At 35.1% G+C, this 19,238-nt stretch carries 18 protein-coding genes and 1 pseudogene; 14 read left to right on the top strand and 5 right to left on the bottom strand.

Translation table 11 applies throughout. From position 1 onward, the window contains the following. Positions 1-290 precede the first annotated feature (290 nt). Positions 291-895: pseudogene (locus tag AEQ18_RS11125) on the bottom strand (recombinase family protein). Between the two features lie 781 nt (positions 896-1,676). Between AEQ18_RS11125 and AEQ18_RS11115 the strand changes: the two are divergent. Beyond that, positions 1,677-3,065 carry an ATP-binding protein gene (locus tag AEQ18_RS11115; protein WP_054116410.1) on the top strand — a complete coding sequence of 463 codons (1,389 nt, stop codon included), beginning with the start codon at positions 1,677-1,679 and terminating at the stop codon, positions 3,063-3,065. A 75-nt stretch (positions 3,066-3,140) separates the two neighbouring features. Here the strand turns inward: AEQ18_RS11115 and AEQ18_RS11110 are convergent, their stop codons facing one another. Next, on the bottom strand, positions 3,141-4,061 hold the full coding sequence (locus AEQ18_RS11110; RefSeq protein ID WP_054116409.1) for a MurR/RpiR family transcriptional regulator: 921 nt from the start codon (positions 4,059-4,061) through the stop codon (positions 3,141-3,143). A 257-nt stretch (positions 4,062-4,318) separates the two neighbouring features. Between AEQ18_RS11110 and AEQ18_RS11105 the strand changes: the two genes are divergently transcribed. Further along, positions 4,319-5,710 (top strand): 6-phospho-beta-glucosidase, encoded by a 1,392-nt coding sequence (locus AEQ18_RS11105; RefSeq protein WP_054116408.1) that lies wholly within the window; start codon positions 4,319-4,321, stop codon positions 5,708-5,710. Between the two features lie 21 nt (positions 5,711-5,731). Next, complete coding sequence (locus AEQ18_RS11100; protein WP_054116407.1) at positions 5,732-7,165, top strand: 6-phospho-beta-glucosidase; 1,434 nt, start codon at positions 5,732-5,734, stop codon at positions 7,163-7,165. Positions 7,166-7,332: 167 nt separating this feature from the next. On the opposite strand, the gene AEQ18_RS11095 is transcribed toward AEQ18_RS11100, so the two are convergent. The 3 genes from AEQ18_RS11095 to AEQ18_RS11085 are packed head-to-tail and all read right to left on the bottom strand — an operon-like array spanning position 7,333 to position 10,830. Then, on the bottom strand, positions 7,333-7,911 hold the full coding sequence (locus tag AEQ18_RS11095) for a response regulator transcription factor (protein WP_054116406.1): 579 nt from the start codon (positions 7,909-7,911) through the stop codon (positions 7,333-7,335). A 17-nt stretch (positions 7,912-7,928) separates the two neighbouring features. Then, positions 7,929-9,911 carry a sensor histidine kinase gene (locus AEQ18_RS11090; RefSeq protein ID WP_235505533.1) on the bottom strand — a complete coding sequence of 661 codons (1,983 nt, stop codon included), beginning with the start codon at positions 9,909-9,911 and terminating at the stop codon, positions 7,929-7,931. A gap of 7 nt (positions 9,912-9,918) precedes the next feature. Continuing rightward, positions 9,919-10,830: a class 1 isoprenoid biosynthesis enzyme gene (locus AEQ18_RS11085; protein WP_054116404.1), complete on the bottom strand. Its 912-nt coding sequence runs from the start codon at positions 10,828-10,830 to the stop codon at positions 9,919-9,921. Between the two features lie 125 nt (positions 10,831-10,955). On the opposite strand from AEQ18_RS11085, the gene AEQ18_RS15695 reads away from it, so the two are divergent. The 11 genes from AEQ18_RS15695 to AEQ18_RS11050 all read left to right on the top strand — a co-directional run bounded on the left by AEQ18_RS15695 (position 10,956) and on the right by AEQ18_RS11050 (position 19,236). Beyond that, positions 10,956-11,126, top strand: a complete 171-nt coding sequence (locus tag AEQ18_RS15695) for a hypothetical protein (protein ID WP_160316061.1) — start codon at positions 10,956-10,958, stop codon at positions 11,124-11,126. 138 nt (positions 11,127-11,264) lie between these two features. Next, positions 11,265-14,264, top strand: a complete 3,000-nt coding sequence (gene lanM, locus AEQ18_RS11080) for a type 2 lanthipeptide synthetase LanM (protein ID WP_054116403.1) — start codon at positions 11,265-11,267, stop codon at positions 14,262-14,264. Between the two features lie 36 nt (positions 14,265-14,300). Next, entirely contained in the window at positions 14,301-14,510 is a 210-nt protein-coding gene (locus AEQ18_RS11075; protein WP_054116402.1) for a lichenicidin A2 family type 2 lantibiotic, read from the top strand. Positions 14,511-14,532: 22 nt separating this feature from the next. Then, positions 14,533-14,958 carry a lichenicidin A2 family type 2 lantibiotic gene (locus tag AEQ18_RS11070; protein WP_054116401.1) on the top strand — a complete coding sequence of 142 codons (426 nt, stop codon included), beginning with the start codon at positions 14,533-14,535 and terminating at the stop codon, positions 14,956-14,958. Between the two features lie 154 nt (positions 14,959-15,112). Next, on the top strand, positions 15,113-15,838 hold the full coding sequence (locus tag AEQ18_RS11065; RefSeq protein WP_054116400.1) for a flavodoxin family protein: 726 nt from the start codon (positions 15,113-15,115) through the stop codon (positions 15,836-15,838). A gap of 17 nt (positions 15,839-15,855) precedes the next feature. Next, positions 15,856-16,158: a hypothetical protein gene (locus AEQ18_RS11060; RefSeq protein ID WP_054116399.1), complete on the top strand. Its 303-nt coding sequence runs from the start codon at positions 15,856-15,858 to the stop codon at positions 16,156-16,158. An 85-nt stretch (positions 16,159-16,243) separates the two neighbouring features. Beyond that, positions 16,244-16,417: a mersacidin family lantibiotic gene (locus AEQ18_RS15610; protein ID WP_152911913.1), complete on the top strand. Its 174-nt coding sequence runs from the start codon at positions 16,244-16,246 to the stop codon at positions 16,415-16,417. Between the two features lie 118 nt (positions 16,418-16,535). Further along, entirely contained in the window at positions 16,536-16,730 is a 195-nt protein-coding gene (locus tag AEQ18_RS11055; RefSeq protein ID WP_054116398.1) for a lichenicidin A2 family type 2 lantibiotic, read from the top strand. Between the two features lie 50 nt (positions 16,731-16,780). Continuing rightward, the gene (locus AEQ18_RS16010; RefSeq protein WP_268760939.1) at positions 16,781-16,915 is read left to right on the top strand and encodes a hypothetical protein; all 135 of its coding nucleotides are present in this window, start codon (positions 16,781-16,783) and stop codon (positions 16,913-16,915) included. Continuing rightward, a complete protein-coding gene (locus AEQ18_RS15690; protein WP_160316060.1) occupies positions 16,912-17,064 on the top strand; it encodes a hypothetical protein in 153 nt (50 codons plus the stop codon). The genes AEQ18_RS16010 and AEQ18_RS15690 overlap by 4 nt, the downstream gene beginning before the upstream one ends. Positions 17,065-17,073: 9 nt before the next feature. Further along, a complete protein-coding gene (locus AEQ18_RS11050) occupies positions 17,074-19,236 on the top strand; it encodes a peptidase domain-containing ABC transporter (RefSeq protein ID WP_054116397.1) in 2,163 nt (720 codons plus the stop codon). Positions 19,237-19,238: the final 2 nt, after the last annotated feature.

Raw genomic sequence — 19,238 nt, 5'->3', positions numbered from 1 at the left:
ATTTTGAAAAGCCAAATAAGGTATTAAGATATTTATTATTTATATTAGGAGCAGCATACTTTCTATTCGTATGCTCATATTTTTTGATAGGTTTTCATAATCCACACTGGGGAAACTAAATAGAGTAATCTCTTTAGAATATTATCGAGGCTGTGACATAAGTAAAAAGACGACATCAATTTCCTAATATTTGGAATTTGATGTCGTCTTTTTCATTTCGAATGACGTCGTTTATAAAAACGTAATGGTATTTGGAGGAATATTATTTAGGACAGTATCTGTCAACTTTGTTAAATCTCTATTTCTTCTTTTATTCTATAAACTGTTTGTCTAGATATATTTAATTCTGTTACAATCTTTGAAATCGCTACACAACTCCTAATATCCTGAACGATACTTTTATAAACAAGGCGACGTTGGTGATCTTTTGCGTCTGCGCTATATAACTTAGGGCTTCCCTTGTAGACACCGTTTGCTTTAGCAATCTTAATTTCTTGTGCTTGACGTCGTTTAGATTCAGTGCGCTCTTGTTCTGTTATTATGGCCAAGATCTGAATGATTAGGTCTTTGATAAATTTATCAAGAAGAGGATTGCCAATTGCCTCCGCCATAATTGGCAAGCTAGTGATAATCAGCTGCACATTTTTCTTCTTTAGGTAATTGACGGAATCAATAATCTCGTCATAATTACGTCCTAGTCGATCAATGGCTTCTACAATAAATATATCTTGATCTCTGACAAAATCTAGAGCTTCTTGAAAAATCGGTCGGTGAGTAATGGTAGCTCCAGATTGTTTTTCGATGAAATTTTTTATGCACCAAATTTTTTCATTTCCTCGATCTGAAGTTGTTCATTTTGATCGATTGATGAAACTCGGATATATGCAATTTTCAATATTTTTATATGCTTTCTCGTACTATATAAAAAAATCCCTAATCACATATTGGAAAATCATTGCAATTAAATGCTTATAGGTTGTAGAATTAATGATATGATAATTTCGTTGATTGATGTCCCAGATTTTATGTTTGAACTTCATTGGTCTTAATTTCAAATGAGAGTAAAAGATGAACAATTTTTTGAAAGCTATAGGTGAAAAGAACAGCAATAGCTAGTTACATAATTCTGCAGTATGCTGATTCTTACTACCATATTCGTACCTGACATGACATATAGTGGGACTTCAATGCCATGGAGATTTGAATGGCAACAAAAAAAGAGGGTGAGCTATCGTGAAAATTTCTAAATTTAAAATTTATCATATAATTTTAGTCATTGTTTTTATATTAGCTTTAATATTTCTAAAATATGATCAAAATTTGTACCGCAATATTTTTTATATAATCTTGATTATGTCACTAATTGTAAAAAGTATCTATGACTATATCAAAAAGAGTAAACTAGATAAGCAAAAATTTCATTAAATGTTAGAGGATATTCTACAATAGAAGGGTGTATCGTTATTGATTGGACTTATAAAGAAAAGAAGTATTTGGTTTGGTTGAAGTCACTCGATGTGGATACATGTATCACGCCCCGTTTGTTTAATTAGGAAATAAAGAATCTTTAAAAAAATGATTGAAAAATACTTGTGGTGAATTGGAGAGGCGTCCTTTGAAATTTTACTACTTTAGATTATAATAATCATAAGTAGTAAAATGAATGGAGGGTTGATATGTTTCTAGGAAGAGAAAAAGAACTCGAATCGCTTGAGAGAATGTATAAGAAAAAAAGTTTTCAAATGGCTGTAGTTTATGGTCGTCGTCGCATTGGAAAGACGTTTTTATTGAATGAGTTTATTAAAGACAAGAATGCCTTGTATCTTCCAGCAGAAGAGGTGAATGATTCTCTTAATCTGCAGAAATTTTCTCGATTGTTAGGTGAAAAACTTGGCATTGATCATTTTCCTTCGGTTGATGATTGGCATAGTTTTTTCAGTATTATCAAAGAGCAGTTAGGTGATAAGCATTTGGTCATAGTTATTGACGAATATCCTTACGCGGCATCAGCCAATAAATCACTTAACTCGATTTTGCAGCATGTCATTGATTATTCATTTAAGGATACGAATATTTTCTTGATATTATGCGGTTCATCAATGAGTTTCATGGAAAACCAAGTGCTGGGGGAAAAGAGTCCGTTATTTGGAAGAAGAACAGGACAATTGAAAATCAACCCACTAGACTATTATGATGCGGCGCGATTTTATCCCAATGTAAGCAATGAAGAAAAAATAAAGTACTATGCTTGTATCGGAGGAACCCCGTACTATCTTTCGTTGATAGACACGGAATTGAGTTTTGAGGAGAATCTTCGCGAACTTTATTTTGAGATTAGCGGCTACTTGAATAATGAAGGTGTCTTGTTAATGAAACAAGAATTTAGAGAGCCCGCCAACTACAATGCTGTGCTCCAAGCTATTGCAAGTGGTTCAAATACTTTAGGCGAAATTGCAGGATTTACGAAATTAGAAAGTAGTTTGATTTCAAAGTATCTGATCACTTTACAAGATCTCAATTATATTGAACGCGTGATTCCGTTTGGTTCAAATCCCTTGAAGGGTAAGACAAGCCATTATCAAATCACTGAAAACTTCATCGCATTTTGGTATCGTTATATCTTTTCTGTCAGGTCTGAAATAGAACGTGGAAATGGGGACATATACTTCTCTTTAGCATTAGACGCTTTACCGGACTTTATCGGACCTATTTTTGAGGAAGTGACACTTCAGTTTCTTCGTAGATTGAATGGTCATGGGAAATTGCCGTTTATTGCTAAGTCATTTGGTAAGTGGTGGGGAAGAGATAAGAAAGGGAATGTCCAGGAACTTGACATCGTTGTTGCATCTGTGACTGGCAATGCGTTGCTAGTTGGCGAATGCAAATGGAGAAATTCATTCAAAGTCACTAAAACGATAGACGTTTTGAAAGATCGAGCAGATTATTTTAATCAATACAAAACGCTAAAATATCTTTTTACGAAAACTCCAGTGAATGTAGAGGAGAATTCTGATGTGAAAAATCTTTCACTTGATGCTTTTTTTGACGCATCCTTGATCGATTGAATGTTGTTGGAGGTATTCTGACAAGTGTCCTCCCACAAATCTAAACCGCTTGGTCTTGTTGACCAAGCGGTTTGTTTAATTAGGAAATAAAGAGTCTTTATAGAAGAGATTTTCATCATAATCTGGCTCGGCGATAATTGTTGAAGATGTTGGTCGCTTGTCGTAAGCCATACCGATATCGATCAAGTGCTGCAGATTTTTTTCATAATGCTCAGAAAAAACGACCCCATATAATAAATCCAATAAGTAGCAGATCGACGTATTGATGGTGAAATTGGCGATTTTGGAATACAGTCTTTCTCGGGTGGTAATGTTCAAGACACAATCACTGGTTTTGGCCAGCGTATTTTCCCCGATACTAGTCATGCCGATCATAGGTATTTGTTTTTTCGCTAGGATATCGGCAACGACTTTGGTCATTTTGTTCTCGCCGGTGTAGGAAATCAAGATCACAGCTGTGTCCTTCGAACAGTTGGATGCTTCATAGGCACTTTCACCAAAGGTATCGCAAACGATCGCTGCTTTGCCTAGACGGCGCATTTTCAACACGAAATCTTGTGAGATCAACGTATTGGCATTGCTGCCAAAAATTTTGATGACAGAAGCATTCAGCAGGATTTGTTTGGCTTTTTGGAGATCATCGTGATGAATCAGCGAGAGGGTATCTTCAATGGTTGTTTGTTCTAATTTAGCGATTTTCTTGGCAATCGTCATGATACCATCATGTGAGCTGAAAGGAAAATTCGCATCCACATCGGTAAAGTGACTATTCATATATGTTTGCTCTTCGTTAAAGGCTTTCTTTAAGTCGACCCAGCCATCAAAACCTAGTTTTTTGGCGATCCGAATAAATGTGGAAGGATGGACATAGGTTTTTTCAGATAATTCTTTGATGGTTTGGTCAAACATGGCTGACGGATGATCAAGCAAATAATCAATCAAGGAACGTTCGGCAGGTGCTAGTTTGATTTGGCGCATTTTTTCTCGTAATAACATTGTTTCTCCTTTTTTTACAAATAATATTTTTTTATGTAAATAATTCTTCTGTTTTATATAGTGGTAAATATAAAGTGTTCCGTGGTGTCAAACCTTTAAACACTTGACATAGATTGACTTGTAAACAAATTTTACAAAATATCGGCTAGAATAGCAAGTTTTTGCAAACGCTTTTTCAAAGAAGGCTATTTACATTGAAATCATGCTTTTTATAAATGATAATAAGAATGTAAATAAAACAGCAAAGGAGCAATAGAATGACTAAAGGAATCAAGATCGCAACAATCGGCGGCGGCAGCAGTTATACTCCGGAGTTAATGGAAGGTTTTATCAAACGCTATGATGAGTTGCCAGTACGTGAAATTTGGCTGGTGGATATCGAAGCAGGAAAAGAAAAATTAGAGATCGTTGGCAAGATGGCGCAACGGATGTGGGATGCTTCACCTTATGATGTCACAATCCATATGACATTAGATCGGGAAGAAGCATTGAAAGATGCAGACTTCGTCACAACACAATTTCGTGTCGGTTTGCTGAATGCACGTGTCAAAGATGAGCGGATCCCAGCATATTATGGCATGATCGGACAAGAAACCAACGGACCTGGCGGCATGTTCAAAGCCTTCCGTACGATTCCAATCATTTTGGACATCGTCGAAGATATGAAACGCTTATGTCCAAATGCATGGTTGATCAACTTTGCCAACCCAAGTGGTATGGTAACAGAAGCCATCGTCCGTTATGGCAAATGGGACAAAGTCATTGGTCTTTGTAATGTGCCTGTTATGGCCACGATGATCGAACCAGCATTGATCGGCAAAGAACCAGATGAATTGATTTACAAATTTGCCGGCTTGAATCACTTCCACTGGCATAAAGTTGCGGATAATCACGGCAATGACGTAACGATGGACATCATTGACAAAATGTATGAAGAAGATAATGGTTTGCCAAAAAATATTTTCGATGTACCGTTCTATCGTGAGCAATTGGAACAAATGAAGATGATTCCTTGCGGCTATCACCGTTATTACTACCGTCAAGAAGAAATGCTGAATCACGCTTTGGAAGAATACAAGACTATCGGTACCCGAGCACAACAGGTCAAACAAACTGAAGCTGAATTGTTTGAATTGTATAAAGATCCTGAGTTGGATCACAAACCAGAACAATTACAAAAACGTGGTGGGGCCTATTACTCAGATGCTGCCTGTGAAACGATTGCATCTATTTATGCCAATAAAAATACACAAATCGTGGTTTCGACCAAAAATGAAGGAGCAGTACCAGATCTACCAGCAGATTGTGTAGTGGAAGTCACTGCGTATGTCGGTGGTCAAGGTGCCCGTAATGTTGCCTTTGGCGAATTGCCAACTGCAGAAAAAGGCTGGCTGCAAGTGATGAAAGCGATGGAATTATTAACGATCGAAGCAGCCGTGACCGGTGATTACAATACGGCGCTGCAAGCATTCACAATCAATCCTTTAGTACCTTCTGGCGAAACAGCGAAACGGGTCATGGATGAATTATTCATTGCCCATAAAGCACATTTGCCGAATTTCAAAGCAACGATTGATCGTTTAGAAAAAGAAGGCATTGAAGTACAAGATGAAGTAGCACGGGATCTAGACCGTGCGCTCGTAAAATAGACAGAAAGCAGGAATGAACAAATGGGATTTAGAAAAGACTTTTTATGGGGCGGCGCAACAGCTGCCAATCAATGTGAAGGCGGATATCAAGAAGGCGGCCGCGGTTTAGCAAACGTGGATGTCGTGCCGATTGGCGAAGATCGTTTTCCAGTGATCACTGGACAGATGAAAATGTTCGATTTTGATGATGAACACTTCTATCCAGCCAAAGAAGCAATCGATATGTACAATCGCTACAAAGAAGACATCGCACTCTTTGGTGAAATGGGCTTCAAGACATACCGTTTATCGATTGCATGGAGCAGAATTTTCCCATTAGGCGATGAAACAGAACCAAATGAAGATGGCTTGAAATTCTATGAAGATCTATTTAAAGAATGTCATAAATATGGGATCGAACCTTTGGTAACGATCACGCACTTCGATTGCCCAATGCATTTAGTTGAGAAATACGGTGCATGGCGCTCTCGTGAACTTGTTGGCTTCTATGAAAATCTATGTAACGTTATCTTCAACCGCTATAAAGGCCTTGTTAAATACTGGTTGACATTCAACGAAATCAACATGATCTTGCACGCACCATTCATGGGTGCAGGTCTGTACTTCGAAGAAGGCGACAATGTGGAACAAGTCAAATATCAAGCAGCCCACCATGAATTGTTGGCTTCTGCGATTGCAACAAAGATTGCCCATGAAGTGGATCCTGAAAACCAAGTCGGCTGTATGTTAGCAGCGGGTGCGTACTATCCATATACAAGCAAACCAGAAGATGTTTGGGCATCTCGTCAAGCAGACCGCGAAAACTATTTCTTTATTGATGTACAATCTCGTGGTGAATACCCACAATATGCATTGAAAGAAATGGCCCGCAACGGAATTGAGATCCAAATGGAAGAAGGCGACTTAGAATTACTGAAAGCCCACACAGTTGATTTTATTTCCTTCTCTTACTATTCATCACGGGTTTCAACAACTGATGCTGAATTATTGGAACAAACTGCAGGCAACATCTTCGCATCTGTGAAGAACCCTTATTTGGATGCAAGCGAATGGGGCTGGCAAATCGATCCACTAGGATTGCGGATCACGATGAATGACATCTATGACCGCTACCAAAAACCATTATTCATCGTTGAAAATGGCTTAGGTGCAGTGGATACACCAGATGCAGATGGCTATGTAGAAGACGATTATCGGATCCAATATTTAGCTGAACATATCGATGCCATGAAAGCAGCTGTCGAAGAAGATGGTGTTGATTTGCTGGGATATACCACATGGGGCTGTATTGATTTGGTTTCTGCTGGAACAGGTGAAATGAAAAAACGTTATGGCTTCATCTATGTCGATCGTGACAATGAAGGCAACGGCACCTTGAAACGGACGAAGAAAAAATCATTTGATTGGTACAAACAAGTAATTGCATCGAATGGTGAAGACTTATCGAATAACTAAACAAATAACGGCAGTTCCTGTGGTCCTTGATGGATTAGGAACTGCCGTTGTTTTGTTTTGACTACGGTTTTCGAACAGGTGAAGACTAAGTAAGTATTGTTTGAATGATTCTAAGCTATAATGAACTTGCGAGATGCTATGATTTGATAAATGTAGATTGAAAGGAACTATTTCAATACAATAATTCCGTCTTTGATTGCTTTAATTACAGAAGATAGAGATGAGGCTACACCTAACTTATTGTTAATAGTGTGAATATGATTATTAACAGTTCTTCGACTGATGAATAACCTTTCAGCAATTTCCTCTTGAATTAAACCCTCTGCAACTAACTCCAATACGGCAATCTCTCTTTTAGAAAGAACAGTTCCTGATTCAAAACAAAATACTTCTCCTAAGTAAACGGATTCAATTGTTTCTATTAAAACTTCAACAGAAATATCTTTGTTCAAATAGGCTTTTGCACCTATCTCGAAAGCTTTATTCAAATGATACGAACCTTCAAATCCAGAAAGAAAAATAATTCTTCTATTTGAATCACATGCTAATAATGATGTGGCAACTTCAAATCCATTTGTTTCTTTCAAATGAACATCTAATAAAAAAATATCTGGTTCATTATGATGAAGTGTTTCCAGCAAGGAAGAATAGTTACTATAAGTATCTAATTCAATCTCAAAACTTGAGAGTGCAATCGTTAAACTTTTAGCAAATAATTCATGATCATCTAATAGAAATACTTTCATTTCAATCAACTCCTGACCTAACTTAAAGAGTTAGGGATTTGAATTTTAATCGTTGTTCCTAATTCTTCTTGCGATGAAATTGTTACATTACCTTTGGCAGTCTCTATATCACGAACAACTGAAAGTAGTCCATGATGATTTTCGGAGAACTCTTTTTCTTTAAGATGATTTTTATTGAATCCTATACCATTATCATGAATAGTTGCAATGGTATGAAAATAAGTTTGCTTGATGGTGAGTTGAATTCGAGAAGCATTTGCGTGTCGACAAGCATTTGTTAATACTTCTTGGATACTGCGGAAAAGAATAAATTTCAGCTGATTTTCAATGTAAATATTCTGAGGACAGTTAAATTCAATTGGATAATTTAAGTGAGTTTTCGATAGTTTTCCACATAACTGGGATAAATTATCTTCAATCGGAATATCTAATAAAGTGTTAGGATAAAGGAAGAAAATTTTTTCTCTTAACAAGGATGCAAGGTCAGAAAAACCTTTGAGCAAAAGTTTTTTGTATTCTTTGTCTTCCGTTTGAATAACTTCGGCAATTTTTTTTAAAGCAAAAATATTTTGTAGTATGTCATCGTGTATATAATTTGTCATATCAGAGTATAAGATCTCCGTAGTAGTCTTAATGTAGTGCCTGTTTTGGTTGTTCATTTTATGCAAATCATTCGATGTTGAAAGATCATACATAGTTAAACCCAAGTCGCTTACAGTCAAATTTAGCTTAATAATAGACAACAAGGATTGTACTTCATTATCAGATAGTTTGCCAGTCTCTCTATAGTAGATGAAGGCAACCGAATAATCAGTGTCATTGTTTAAATACAATTTAAAGAATTCTTTTTGTTTAAAAAAGTAAGTGGGCATTTCTGAAGTCATGTCAACAAACATTTTCGCATTCATGGAGATATTTTTTAATATCCCAGCATTTCCTAAAATAGAATATTGATTTTTTTTATATCTAAAAAGCAAAAAATCATTACAATAAAATCTATTCAATATAACTTCCGTGAGCATATTTTTGGCAATTTCATTAAATTCAGTATAACTAAGCTCCCTGTATAGTTTATCTCTTTCTATCTGGAATTCATCGTGTAGTGATTTAATCTTTTGTTGCGCGCATTGTCTGATATAAGCGCCAATCTCATAATAACTATAGCTGGTGACCAGAAGGATGATACAAAGATCAATGATCGTCTGGACGTTTCCTTGTAATACTTTGTTGATCAAAAATAAAGAGATACTTGCAGCTAGAATCGCTAAAGAAGAATGAAGAATGATTTCACGAAAGTTGAATGATATTTGGTTTCTTTTTATAAGGGTATACATAATAGAAATGGGGAAAAATACTATCAAATATAGTGATGTATTTAAGATATAATTTGGCAAGATGTGTGCGAATAATCCGTAGAACAAAATAAAAGGAAAAAAAGATAAGCAAAATCCAGATAAAATGATTTTTTGTTCACGTAGCATTCGAATGTTAAAGAAATATCTTTCTTTCCAAAAAGCATAAATGCAAGTAATTAAAGTAATGAGTAAATTACATAAGGCAAAAAGGTAGACAAAACTAGCTGCAAATCCAACTGCTATAAGTGATAGGATAAACGATATAAATATCAATGTAATTGCGTTTCTTTTTATTTTTATGATGAACTCCGTTTTTCTAAAAAGGGAAAATTTGAAATAAAAGCTTAAAAATAAAATGTTACCAATAGAGAATAAAATGCTTTGAATCAATCTCATATAAACTATATTTTTTTCCAGATATTCAAGAGATTCAATTTGCAAATATGTTGAAATTGAAAATAATATCAGAAAAAAGTAAACACTTGTTTTTTTATCAACTGTTTCGTTAAGAGTGAATATGGCAATCAAACACAAAAAAATGATTAAAGGTAATAATGATAAATTAAAATCCTTGTTCATTAAAGTATGATTATTCAATTCTCTAGCGTAAAACAAGGTGCTTAAAATCATGATAACAACTAGCATGCGGTAATTAAAATTCAAAAAATTTAATCCTTTCTAGATATGACTTGAATAGCATTTTCTGGTTAGTGGATAATACGGTATCTATAATTTTGTCAAATTCTTGTGTTTCGTGATCAATAATGTGCATGCAATAATCGAAGCCGCCAATTTCGATAAATATTTTTTGTAAAAATTTACTATCAGATTTGCTCCATGAATTTTTTTTGTTTTTTATGGAATTTAGATAGTCATTATTTGTGACGCTATTTAAAAGAATATAGGGCAATGAATTATTGTTCCATTTATTTGAATTTTCAGAAAAAATATCTACTAAATCATTTTTAATTTGAGAAATAGTGCCCAAGTTTGAAGCAATTAACTTCCAATCAGAACTGTCTGGAAATGATAGAGAAAAATAAAAAAGAAAAACATAGGTAGATTTTCCAATGACTTTATTAAAGTAATCATCGACTGTTGTGATAAGTTCTCTATCTTGATAAAAATGATCATAAAATTGAGAAGACAACGCGCTTTGTAATGTATCAAAGGGAATAATATCATTTTTTGATAGTAAATAGAAACTATAGATCAAGAGTTCCATTGATAAAATTTGGCATGTTTCATAGCTTATACTGTCTTTTAGAGGCCCATCGGAATCAATAGCATCATCAAATATTCTGATTGCGAGACCAAACATTTCTATGGCTAAAAGAGTTGAATCATTAATAGGTTCTTCGTTATCTGAGGAAAGATGATGAATTACTTTGAATAGTTTGCTCCAGGAGAATCTTCGTAATCGGTTACAAAAAGATAGATTTTCCAGTAAATTTATTCTGAAACTCTCATTATACCGCTGTATGATCTCATTTTGATTTAGAAGATTATATATAAGTTGAATATGCACGTCGTCTTCATCCAGATTATTAATGTTATCTGTCATTCTATCTCTCCTCTGCTAATAAGAAGTCTAGTAAGAAAGTTTAAATTAAATATTGCACAATATACCTATGTACTCGGTTAATTGTAGAAGTTACAATAATTATATCAAATAAAGAGGTGATTTCAATGAAAAATGAAGAATTATGGATGAAATTTAGAAATGAGTTTATCAAGAATAATAGAATTAGCATTACACTTAAAAAAAATTCAAAAAAATACAAATACTTAACTTTAGCTGGAACCAACGACATCAATATTAATGAGAAAGGGATATCAAGAAATATTTGGCCAAATTAAAAACACGATGTCTCTGAGAGATTTAGGTGTTATTAAGTCTGTATTAAAGTAATGACATGTGTAACTCACTAAATGATTTTATTCTATAGTTAAAAAAATCATGTTAATAATTTATTGTGAAGTTATAGGAGGTGGGGTATGGATAGTATTTTATTAAATGCCTTGACAATAGATGAAAAACTAACTGGGTACAAAGAAGGGATAGAAATTGATTTCACTGCATTGGAAGAGTGGCGAAATGTTCGTTCGTTATTAAAGGACAAACATTTTGAAGAGATGCTAGATATAACGGGTACAACCAGAGAAGCATTTGCTTATGCATTAGAACCCCAACATAAGAGTAGTACTCATGTAAATGATTCTTGGTATGATCTTTTTGAGGAAATCATGACATGTTTTGATTATGACTCATCGACTTACAGTGAAGGTGCTTATATCCTGAGTACTCCTTTTGTTAAGTATCTCTTTAACGACATTGAAATGATGAAGAAAACATTGAAAAATGTGAAAATCGAACAAACTCTTTTGCACTCAATTGCTGAATGCTTGTTAAATGAATTGTTTCAAATCAACGGAAAGCTTTTGGCAAAACATTTGGAAGAGTATAAGAATAACTATGAGTTAAAAAGTAAAACTGCAAAAGGAAGAATGAAAGAATATATCAGAAATAACTTTTCCTCAAAGGAAATGTATCTGCGATTCTTTGAAAAATATCCTGTAGCAGCACGATTGATGACGATTAGAACACAATATTTTCATCAGAATATTACAGAACTTTTTCAAAGAATAGAAGATGATGCATCTGATATCATAGAATTTTTATCCATTAATGAAATCAATTTAACCGATATTGAATTATCGTCAGGGGATTCCCATGCCAAAGGGAAAAGCGTTGCAATCCTTCATATTTCCGGGAGAAAATTGGTATATAAACCAAAGAATTTAGAAATTGCGTTAGCTTTTGAAACTCTTTTTGATTGGCTGGTTCGTCATTCCGCACTCTTGAAGATCAAACTGCCGAAGGGGATTTATAAAGAGACTCACACTTATAATGAATTCATTCAAGCTGAACCTTGTCAGAGTAAGCAGGAGCTTGAAGGGTACTATCAAAGATATGGTCAGTTAGTCGCCATTTGTTATTTATTAGGTGTGAATGATGTACATTTGGAGAATATTACCGCTTGTGGCGAGCATCCGATAATTATTGATATTGAGACTGCATTTCAAAATAAAGAACAATCATATGGTGGTAGGCTATTGTATCGGCATTTGGAAAAAATACTGATCAATGATTCAGTTTTAAATAGTGCATTATTGCCTCAAAATCTACCTGTTGGTATGAATGATTGTGTTGACTTAAGTGGTTTGAGTGGCAAGCAAAAAGCTATATCTCAAGAAGTGGATCATCCTATTAATCTTTATATGGATACATTTCGTTTCGAAAAAAAGAAAGCTAAATTCCAGAATGGCCACAATTTACCAATGTTAATTGATAGAGTACCCATTTCGTATAAAAAATATAGCCTGAAGATTATTGAAGGTTTTGAATGTACTTTGGTCTTTATACTTGAAAATAAAGAAGCTTTCTTGGAAACGTTGAAGTGCTTCCGAGGCCATCGTATTCGCTTGCTGTTAAAAGGAACAGAAAGATATGGAGTTCTATTGCGCTATAGCAATCATCCTACCTACAATCAAAAAATGAAGTATAGAGAGCGTTTGTTTATGAACATCTGGTCTTATCCTTATAAAGATAAGAGGATTATTAAAAGTGAAGTAGCTGACTTGATAGTGAATGATATTCCAATATTTTTTTCCAGAACAGATAGTCGGTCAATTATTGATAGTCAAGGAAATGAATATATTGATTACTTTAAAAAATCTGGCTATGACCATATGCAAGATCGAGTGAAATCTCTTTCCTTGGAGACCGTTAATCAACAAAAAAGGTTGATCTATAGCTCTTTAGGTGTGTTTGATCAACAAAATAGCTGTCCGTTAAAATCGCAAGGTCCGCATTTTACATCAATGTATTTTGATAAAGCAAAAGCGGCTAGGAGGATTGGCGATAACCTGCTAGAAGAGAGTTTCATAAAAGGAGAACAGCTCTCTTTCTTGACAGTAGACATAACCGAACAGAAGCGGTGGAAAGTTTCACCATGTGATGAAAGCTTATATAGCGGTCTTAGTGGGATAGCCGTGTTCTTCTTGGAGCTCTACCAATCAACAAAGAACAAATATTATTTAGATGCCTATAGGAAAATACTTCATACCGCAATTTGTCAAAGCAAGTTTACCCCAATATCAAGTGCTTTTAACGGAAGGCTCTCACCCTTATATCCGATCATTTTAGGGTATAGGTATTTGGGAGAAACAAATGCATACGTAGATGAACTGTTTAAAATGCTCGCAGCAGATATAGAAAATACACTTAATAAAATTAGCGATTTAGATTATTTAACAGGTTTAGCCGGAATAGTCAGATTATTCTGTCTGATGGAAGATGGATATCCATATGTACCATTTTTTGAAGAGGTTAAGGATAAAGTCATTTCATCTTTTTTAGGTAAATATCACATAAATAGTAAGTCTATATCTGCGACTATGGGTATTGCCCATGGCTTGAGTGGCATTGCATTAGCATTTAGCTCGCTTAAAACTGTGCATGAAGCTGAAATTGTTGAAGCGTTGGAAAAAGATTTTTCGGCTCTAAAAGTTATGAAGGATAGAAAGAAATGGTGCCGCGGGATTAGTGGAATGATTCAAGCGAGAATTGAGATTTTGGCGAAGTATTCTAATGCAAGAATTCAAGAGCAGTTGATATCTCTTATTCAACAGTTCAAACATACAGAAAAGAAAATAGTTAATAAAGATTGCTTATGTCATGGAAATAGCGGTTCGATCGTTACAATAAACATGATTGCAAAACTTACGAAGGATCCCTATTGGGCTGATTTGCTGCAACTTCGGTTGAGTAATTTGTATATGGAAGAATCAGCTGATAAACCAAGACTACCTATAATAATGGATTTAACTTCCAAAGGGATTTTTGATGGGATAAGTGGGACTGGTTGGGTCTATCTATATTGCCAGAATTCAATAAGTAATATTATGTTGTTAAAATCTGAATCGTCAATATGAGAATTCAGTTTTAAATAAAAAATAGGAGGAAACATCATGGAAGAAAACAAGAAAACAGAAAGTTTGGAATCAGTTGTTGATTTGGAGAAGAATTTTGAGGATTTAAGCGTTGCAGAGATGACTGCGGTTCAGGGGCAGGGAGATGTTGAAGGAGAGTCTATTACAGGAATAGCTTTAAGCATAGTTGGTGTCGTAAATTCTATGAATGCAGGATACAACTTAGTAAATAATCTGTTTAAAAAATAAAATTATAGGGAGCGAAAAAATTATGAATGAAGAAAGAATCCATAAATTAATTAATGATTTGAATTTGAAAAGTGTAATGAAAGAAAAATTAACTGATAAGGACACAATTACTAAAGAAGATGTAAAAGAAATGGTTCGGAGAATCAATCTTGAGGATGTCTTGAAGAAGAATATTATTGAGAGTACACCCGAGGTCAATCAACAGCAACTAGAGGGGATTCTAAGAGAAGAGTCACTTGTTAACGCTGTTTTAGCTGCTCTAAATATTGATATTTCTGAAAGCTCAGAAGCATTTGAGAATTTATCGATTGAAGAGATGGCCGTTCTTCAAGGTGCAGGAGATATAGAAGGCGAAGGATTTATTGCAACAGCTCTTCTTTCAGGTGGGGCTTGTGCAACATTAGCGGGTACGGCAGTTTCTGCAGTAGTATCAATTTTCAAGAAATAATCTTGTGGTAGAAGCGAATATGATTTGATGGAGAACTGGCATATTATAGAAATAAGTTTTTCATCAAATCATTTTAGCATTTACTATAAATTTTGATTTTTTATTATATAAGTGCAGGGTGATGTACGTAGTATGGGATAAAAAGGAGTAGATAATGCCGAAAGTGGTTGTCTTAATTGGGAGTAGAAACAAAAGAGGAGCTACATATGCCTTTTCGAGAAAACTAGTAGATTCTTTAGCCATAGAACGATATGAAACAGAATATCTTTTCCCTCAAGATTTTACAATTAAACCTTGTTTAGGTTGTGCCCGTTGTTTTCTTTTAACTCGCTGTGTCCAAAAAGATGATCTGCTTTCTTTACAAAAAAAAATTTTAGACTCCGATGTTCTGATTATTGCATCTCCAGTATATTTGCATTATATGACGGCAGATTTGAAACTAATTCTGGACAGAAGTGCTTGGTGGTCACATACATTGAGATTACAAGGTAAACCTACAGTTGTTTTGAGTACATGCTCATCTAACGGACAAACGAGTGTTACAAAACCGTTAAGTGAAATAATGACCTGGATGGGTGCAAATGTGATTGCTACTGCAAATGCTTCAAAACTTCCGGATCAATTAGGTAATGAGCAATGGCTTCAATCGGTAGGTAAAGTCATTGCAGATCGGATAGAAGAAGCATGTCAAAATGATCCACAATCAAACCGTTTTCTGGAAGAAGTTTTCCAAAATACCAAGAGAAGTATGGAATCTCAGAGAAACGCAATTGAAGATTCTGAAATAACTCTGGGTGAAGTTGAATATTGGGAAGACAGTGGCATGTTTTATTATGATACATTTCAAGAATATTTAACATCTACAGGAAAGATTATGTAAAAGGAGGAGTTATATTTATGGAGCAAGAAGTGATTGTTAGAAAGAAAAGTCATGGGAGTAGTATTTTAGGAACCGTCTTTTTAGCTATTATCTCAATAAGTTTGATAGTAGAAATTTTAAATAGGTTATTTTTGTTTAATGGAACTGTTGAGGCTATTAGCACGTCTATTAATGGAATAGGTGTATTATATTTTTTGTATAATACGGACTTTTCTGATAATTTAGCAACGAAAAGTTTTGGAATTCGGATTTGGTATTGGGGAATTCTTGCCTTGGCTTTAATTTCGGGTGTCTGGAAAATCTTTACCTGGCTGTTCTGATTAGTAAGAGTTTAAAGATTATTGTATCTAAAATATTGATTAATTCAGACCAATAATTCAACATAATTAAAAGGAGATATGAGTGATGTCAGACAAAGAATTGCAAGAAGTTGAAGAATATGAAGAGAGTTTTGAAAGACTAGATATTTCCGAAATGGAGCAAGTTCAAGGGGCAGGAGATTTAAACGGAGAGCTAATAAGTGTGAATACATTGCCTATTAAGCTTAGTACATCAATCATTAATCTATTCAAGAAATAGGACGCTTCATGTAACAAATTGTTGTGTTGCAGATTCTACAAACAGATTTTTGACGTTTTAATAAATATGTGTTTGTGGAATTTATCATACACAGATCAATGGACAGGAGGTAAAACCAATGACAAAAGAAAATGTGAAGAAAGAAGTAGCTAAAAAAGAAAAACAATCTGTAGAGAACTATGTAGGGGAACATTTCGAGGATTTATCCGAAGATGAGATGGCTAAGTTACAGGGTCAAGGCAGTGATACAGAAGGAAGGAATCTTGGTGCTGTGATGGATATGATTTTATCCAAAGGAAATTATAAGTGTTAGTGAAAGGGTGAGGGAGCATGTTTTCAAAAAAAAGAAAAAAATCGCCTGGCGTGAAAGTAAATAGAAATCAGCTTCTGGAAGAACAAGCATTGAAGCAAACCCATGGTAGTGGCAATGGTCAAGCCCGTTACATTCCTGATGAATATGTCCAAGCACGGATGCTTAAAGGAGGGGTTGGAAAGTGATGAATTCAAAAAAGAAAAAATCAGTGACAATCGTTCCTCTCACGCAAAATGAAATGCAACAGGTGGTAGGGTCTGGCAATGCCAATATTCACACGATCCCGCCAGAGCTGTTTGAAGCGATGTTTATTAAGCCAACGGCAGTGAAGTAGGTGGGATAAATGAAAAAGGTTAAGTTTATTGAACAAAGTGAGCACAGTGAATGCGGTATCACTTCAGTCACGATGGTACTGAATTATTTTGGGATTCCTACTAAGTTAAACGATGTCAGGGATTACTATGGTGTGCCAAAGGGTGGCAATACGTTGTTCCAACTAAAGGAAGTGTTCAAAGATTTTGGCTTACATACGGTGGGGGCCAAAGTGACTGATCCAACCAAATTTTTTCAAGAAAACAATGCACCATGTATTTTGTTTTGGGACTTTAAACACTATGTTGTTTTCGAAAGGATGTCTGGAAACAAGTTCGTTATAGTCGATCCTGCTCGTGGGAGAAAAAAATACGCACTTCAGGAGTTTAAGGCGCATTTTTCTGGCGCTGCTTTATTGGTCAATGAAATAGACGAAAGCGTTGAACCCCCTGTTCAATCGATAAAGAATAAGAATATTCTGATGCGTATTTTAGGCCAGGAAAAACGTTTGGTGGTCAGTTTGATCACATTAACTATATTGATTCAGTTTTTTGGTTTGGGTATTCCCATCATCACACAGCGAGCAGTCGATAACTATATCGCGATTTCAATGGATTTTACTCCTTATACAATGATTATTTCTGTATCAGTTGTCTTTTTTTGTTACTATATCATGCAGGTACTGAGGAACTATATCATCACACGGTTTCAGGTATATTTTGACAAGCAGTTAATGACTGGATTCATGAAAAAGATCATGTCTTTACCGTTAAACTTCTTTGTTAATCGTTCAACAGGTGATTTGATTTTTCGTTCCAACTTAACGACCTATATTCAGCAAATCTTAAGTACACAATTGATTACAACAATTATTGATATTCTATTTGTAGTCGCATATTTTTCTTTGATGATCAGCTATTCGATTGAACTCACATTGATCAGCTTATCTGCAATTGGTGTGATTTTGATATCTTCTATGGTTCACTCCAAAGCTTTTCGAGCTATTACCGATCAAGAAATCAGCCTTTACTCAAAAGTTCATCGCACGTTGGTTGAATTATTTGAAGGGATGGAAACGGTGAAATCAATTGGGGCAGAAGAGCAATTTTATAACAATTGGGAACGTGACTTCACAGACCAGCTTGCTGTCCAGTTGAAGAAGAGTCGTGTGACTGGTTGGATTGGTAATATTTCAACGAGTATGCAGTTTGTGCTACCATTGCTAATCACAGGTGTTGGGTTGTTTGGTGTTAGTGAAGGCACATTCTCAATGGGAGAACTCATTAGTTTTAATGCGATTTCTTTATCTTTTGTTGTGCCAATCGTCACTGTCATGAATTCTTATACTCAATTATTTGTTTTGCGTTCTTACTTTGGTAAATTATCGGAAATTCTTGAACAAAAGAGTATTGGTGAAGAGGAAAAAACGCTTGATATTGAAGGTTATGAATCGATTGAATTGAAGAAGTTGAATTTCTATTTCAGTAAATTTGAAGCACCTGTTTTGAAGAATATCAATTTGAAAATCAACAAAAATGAAAAAGTGGCCATTGTAGGACCGAGTGGTTCTGGCAAGAGCACTCTTTTGAAGATTATTTCTGGCCTATACTTGCCGACAACAGGCAAGGTGCTATTGAATGGTGAGAACATGTTAGAAGTTAGTGCTGGCAGTATCCGACGGATGGTCAGTGTAGTCAATCAGAATCCTGCTATTTTCAATATGAGTTTGAAAGACAATATATTGATGAATGCGTCTGACTTTTCGGATGGTCTATTGAATAAAGCAATCGAAGATGCCAGAGTCGATGAAATCACGAGATTGTTGCCGATGGGAAATGAAACTTTGATCTCTGAAGGTGGGATGAATCTGTCAGGTGGGCAAATGCAGCGGATCGCGATTGCGCGAGCGTTGGTCAAGCAGCCACAGTTAATGTTGATGGATGAGCCAACGAGTGCATTAGACAATATATCTGAAAACTATATTATGAATCGAATCAAGGAGTCAGATTGCCCTTGCGTGATCGTTTCGCATCGATTGAATACTATTCAGCATTTCGATCGGATTATTGTCATGAATCATGGGGAGATCGTTGAAGATGGCACCCATGATGAATTAATGGCAAAACAAGGTTTATATAGCTATATATATTCTGGGAATACTGCTATGGATGATCTGGTAGGCGTGACCGTATGAAG

Origin of the sequence: Enterococcus sp. RIT-PI-f (genome assembly GCF_001297065.1) — a bacterium.
In the GTDB taxonomy this organism is placed as follows: domain Bacteria; phylum Bacillota; class Bacilli; order Lactobacillales; family Enterococcaceae; genus Enterococcus_D.
The sequence above is the reverse complement of the archived record's forward strand: the minus strand, read 5'-3'. Positions and strand labels throughout refer to the sequence as shown.

Coding starts and splice junctions, on each gene's coding strand:
- AEQ18_RS11060 (WP_054116399.1), top strand. CDS start 15,856: ATGGAGCAAGAAGTGATTGTTAGAAAGAAAAGTCATGGGAGTAGTATT.
- AEQ18_RS11070 (WP_054116401.1), top strand. CDS start 14,533: ATGAATGAAGAAAGAATCCATAAATTAATTAATGATTTGAATTTGAAA.
- AEQ18_RS11105 (WP_054116408.1), top strand. CDS start 4,319: ATGACTAAAGGAATCAAGATCGCAACAATCGGCGGCGGCAGCAGTTAT.
- AEQ18_RS11100 (WP_054116407.1), top strand. CDS start 5,732: ATGGGATTTAGAAAAGACTTTTTATGGGGCGGCGCAACAGCTGCCAAT.
- AEQ18_RS11085 (WP_054116404.1), bottom strand. CDS start 10,830: ATGACAGATAACATTAATAATCTGGATGAAGACGACGTGCATATTCAA.
- AEQ18_RS11065 (WP_054116400.1), top strand. CDS start 15,113: ATGCCGAAAGTGGTTGTCTTAATTGGGAGTAGAAACAAAAGAGGAGCT.
- lanM (WP_054116403.1), top strand. CDS start 11,265: ATGGATAGTATTTTATTAAATGCCTTGACAATAGATGAAAAACTAACT.
- AEQ18_RS11095 (WP_054116406.1), bottom strand. CDS start 7,911: ATGAAAGTATTTCTATTAGATGATCATGAATTATTTGCTAAAAGTTTA.
- AEQ18_RS11090 (WP_235505533.1), bottom strand. CDS start 9,911: ATGCTAGTTGTTATCATGATTTTAAGCACCTTGTTTTACGCTAGAGAA.
- AEQ18_RS15610 (WP_152911913.1), top strand. CDS start 16,244: ATGTCAGACAAAGAATTGCAAGAAGTTGAAGAATATGAAGAGAGTTTT.
- AEQ18_RS15695 (WP_160316061.1), top strand. CDS start 10,956: ATGAAAAATGAAGAATTATGGATGAAATTTAGAAATGAGTTTATCAAG.
- AEQ18_RS11115 (WP_054116410.1), top strand. CDS start 1,677: ATGTTTCTAGGAAGAGAAAAAGAACTCGAATCGCTTGAGAGAATGTAT.
- AEQ18_RS11055 (WP_054116398.1), top strand. CDS start 16,536: ATGACAAAAGAAAATGTGAAGAAAGAAGTAGCTAAAAAAGAAAAACAA.
- AEQ18_RS11075 (WP_054116402.1), top strand. CDS start 14,301: ATGGAAGAAAACAAGAAAACAGAAAGTTTGGAATCAGTTGTTGATTTG.
- AEQ18_RS11110 (WP_054116409.1), bottom strand. CDS start 4,061: ATGTTATTACGAGAAAAAATGCGCCAAATCAAACTAGCACCTGCCGAA.
- AEQ18_RS11050 (WP_054116397.1), top strand. CDS start 17,074: ATGAAAAAGGTTAAGTTTATTGAACAAAGTGAGCACAGTGAATGCGGT.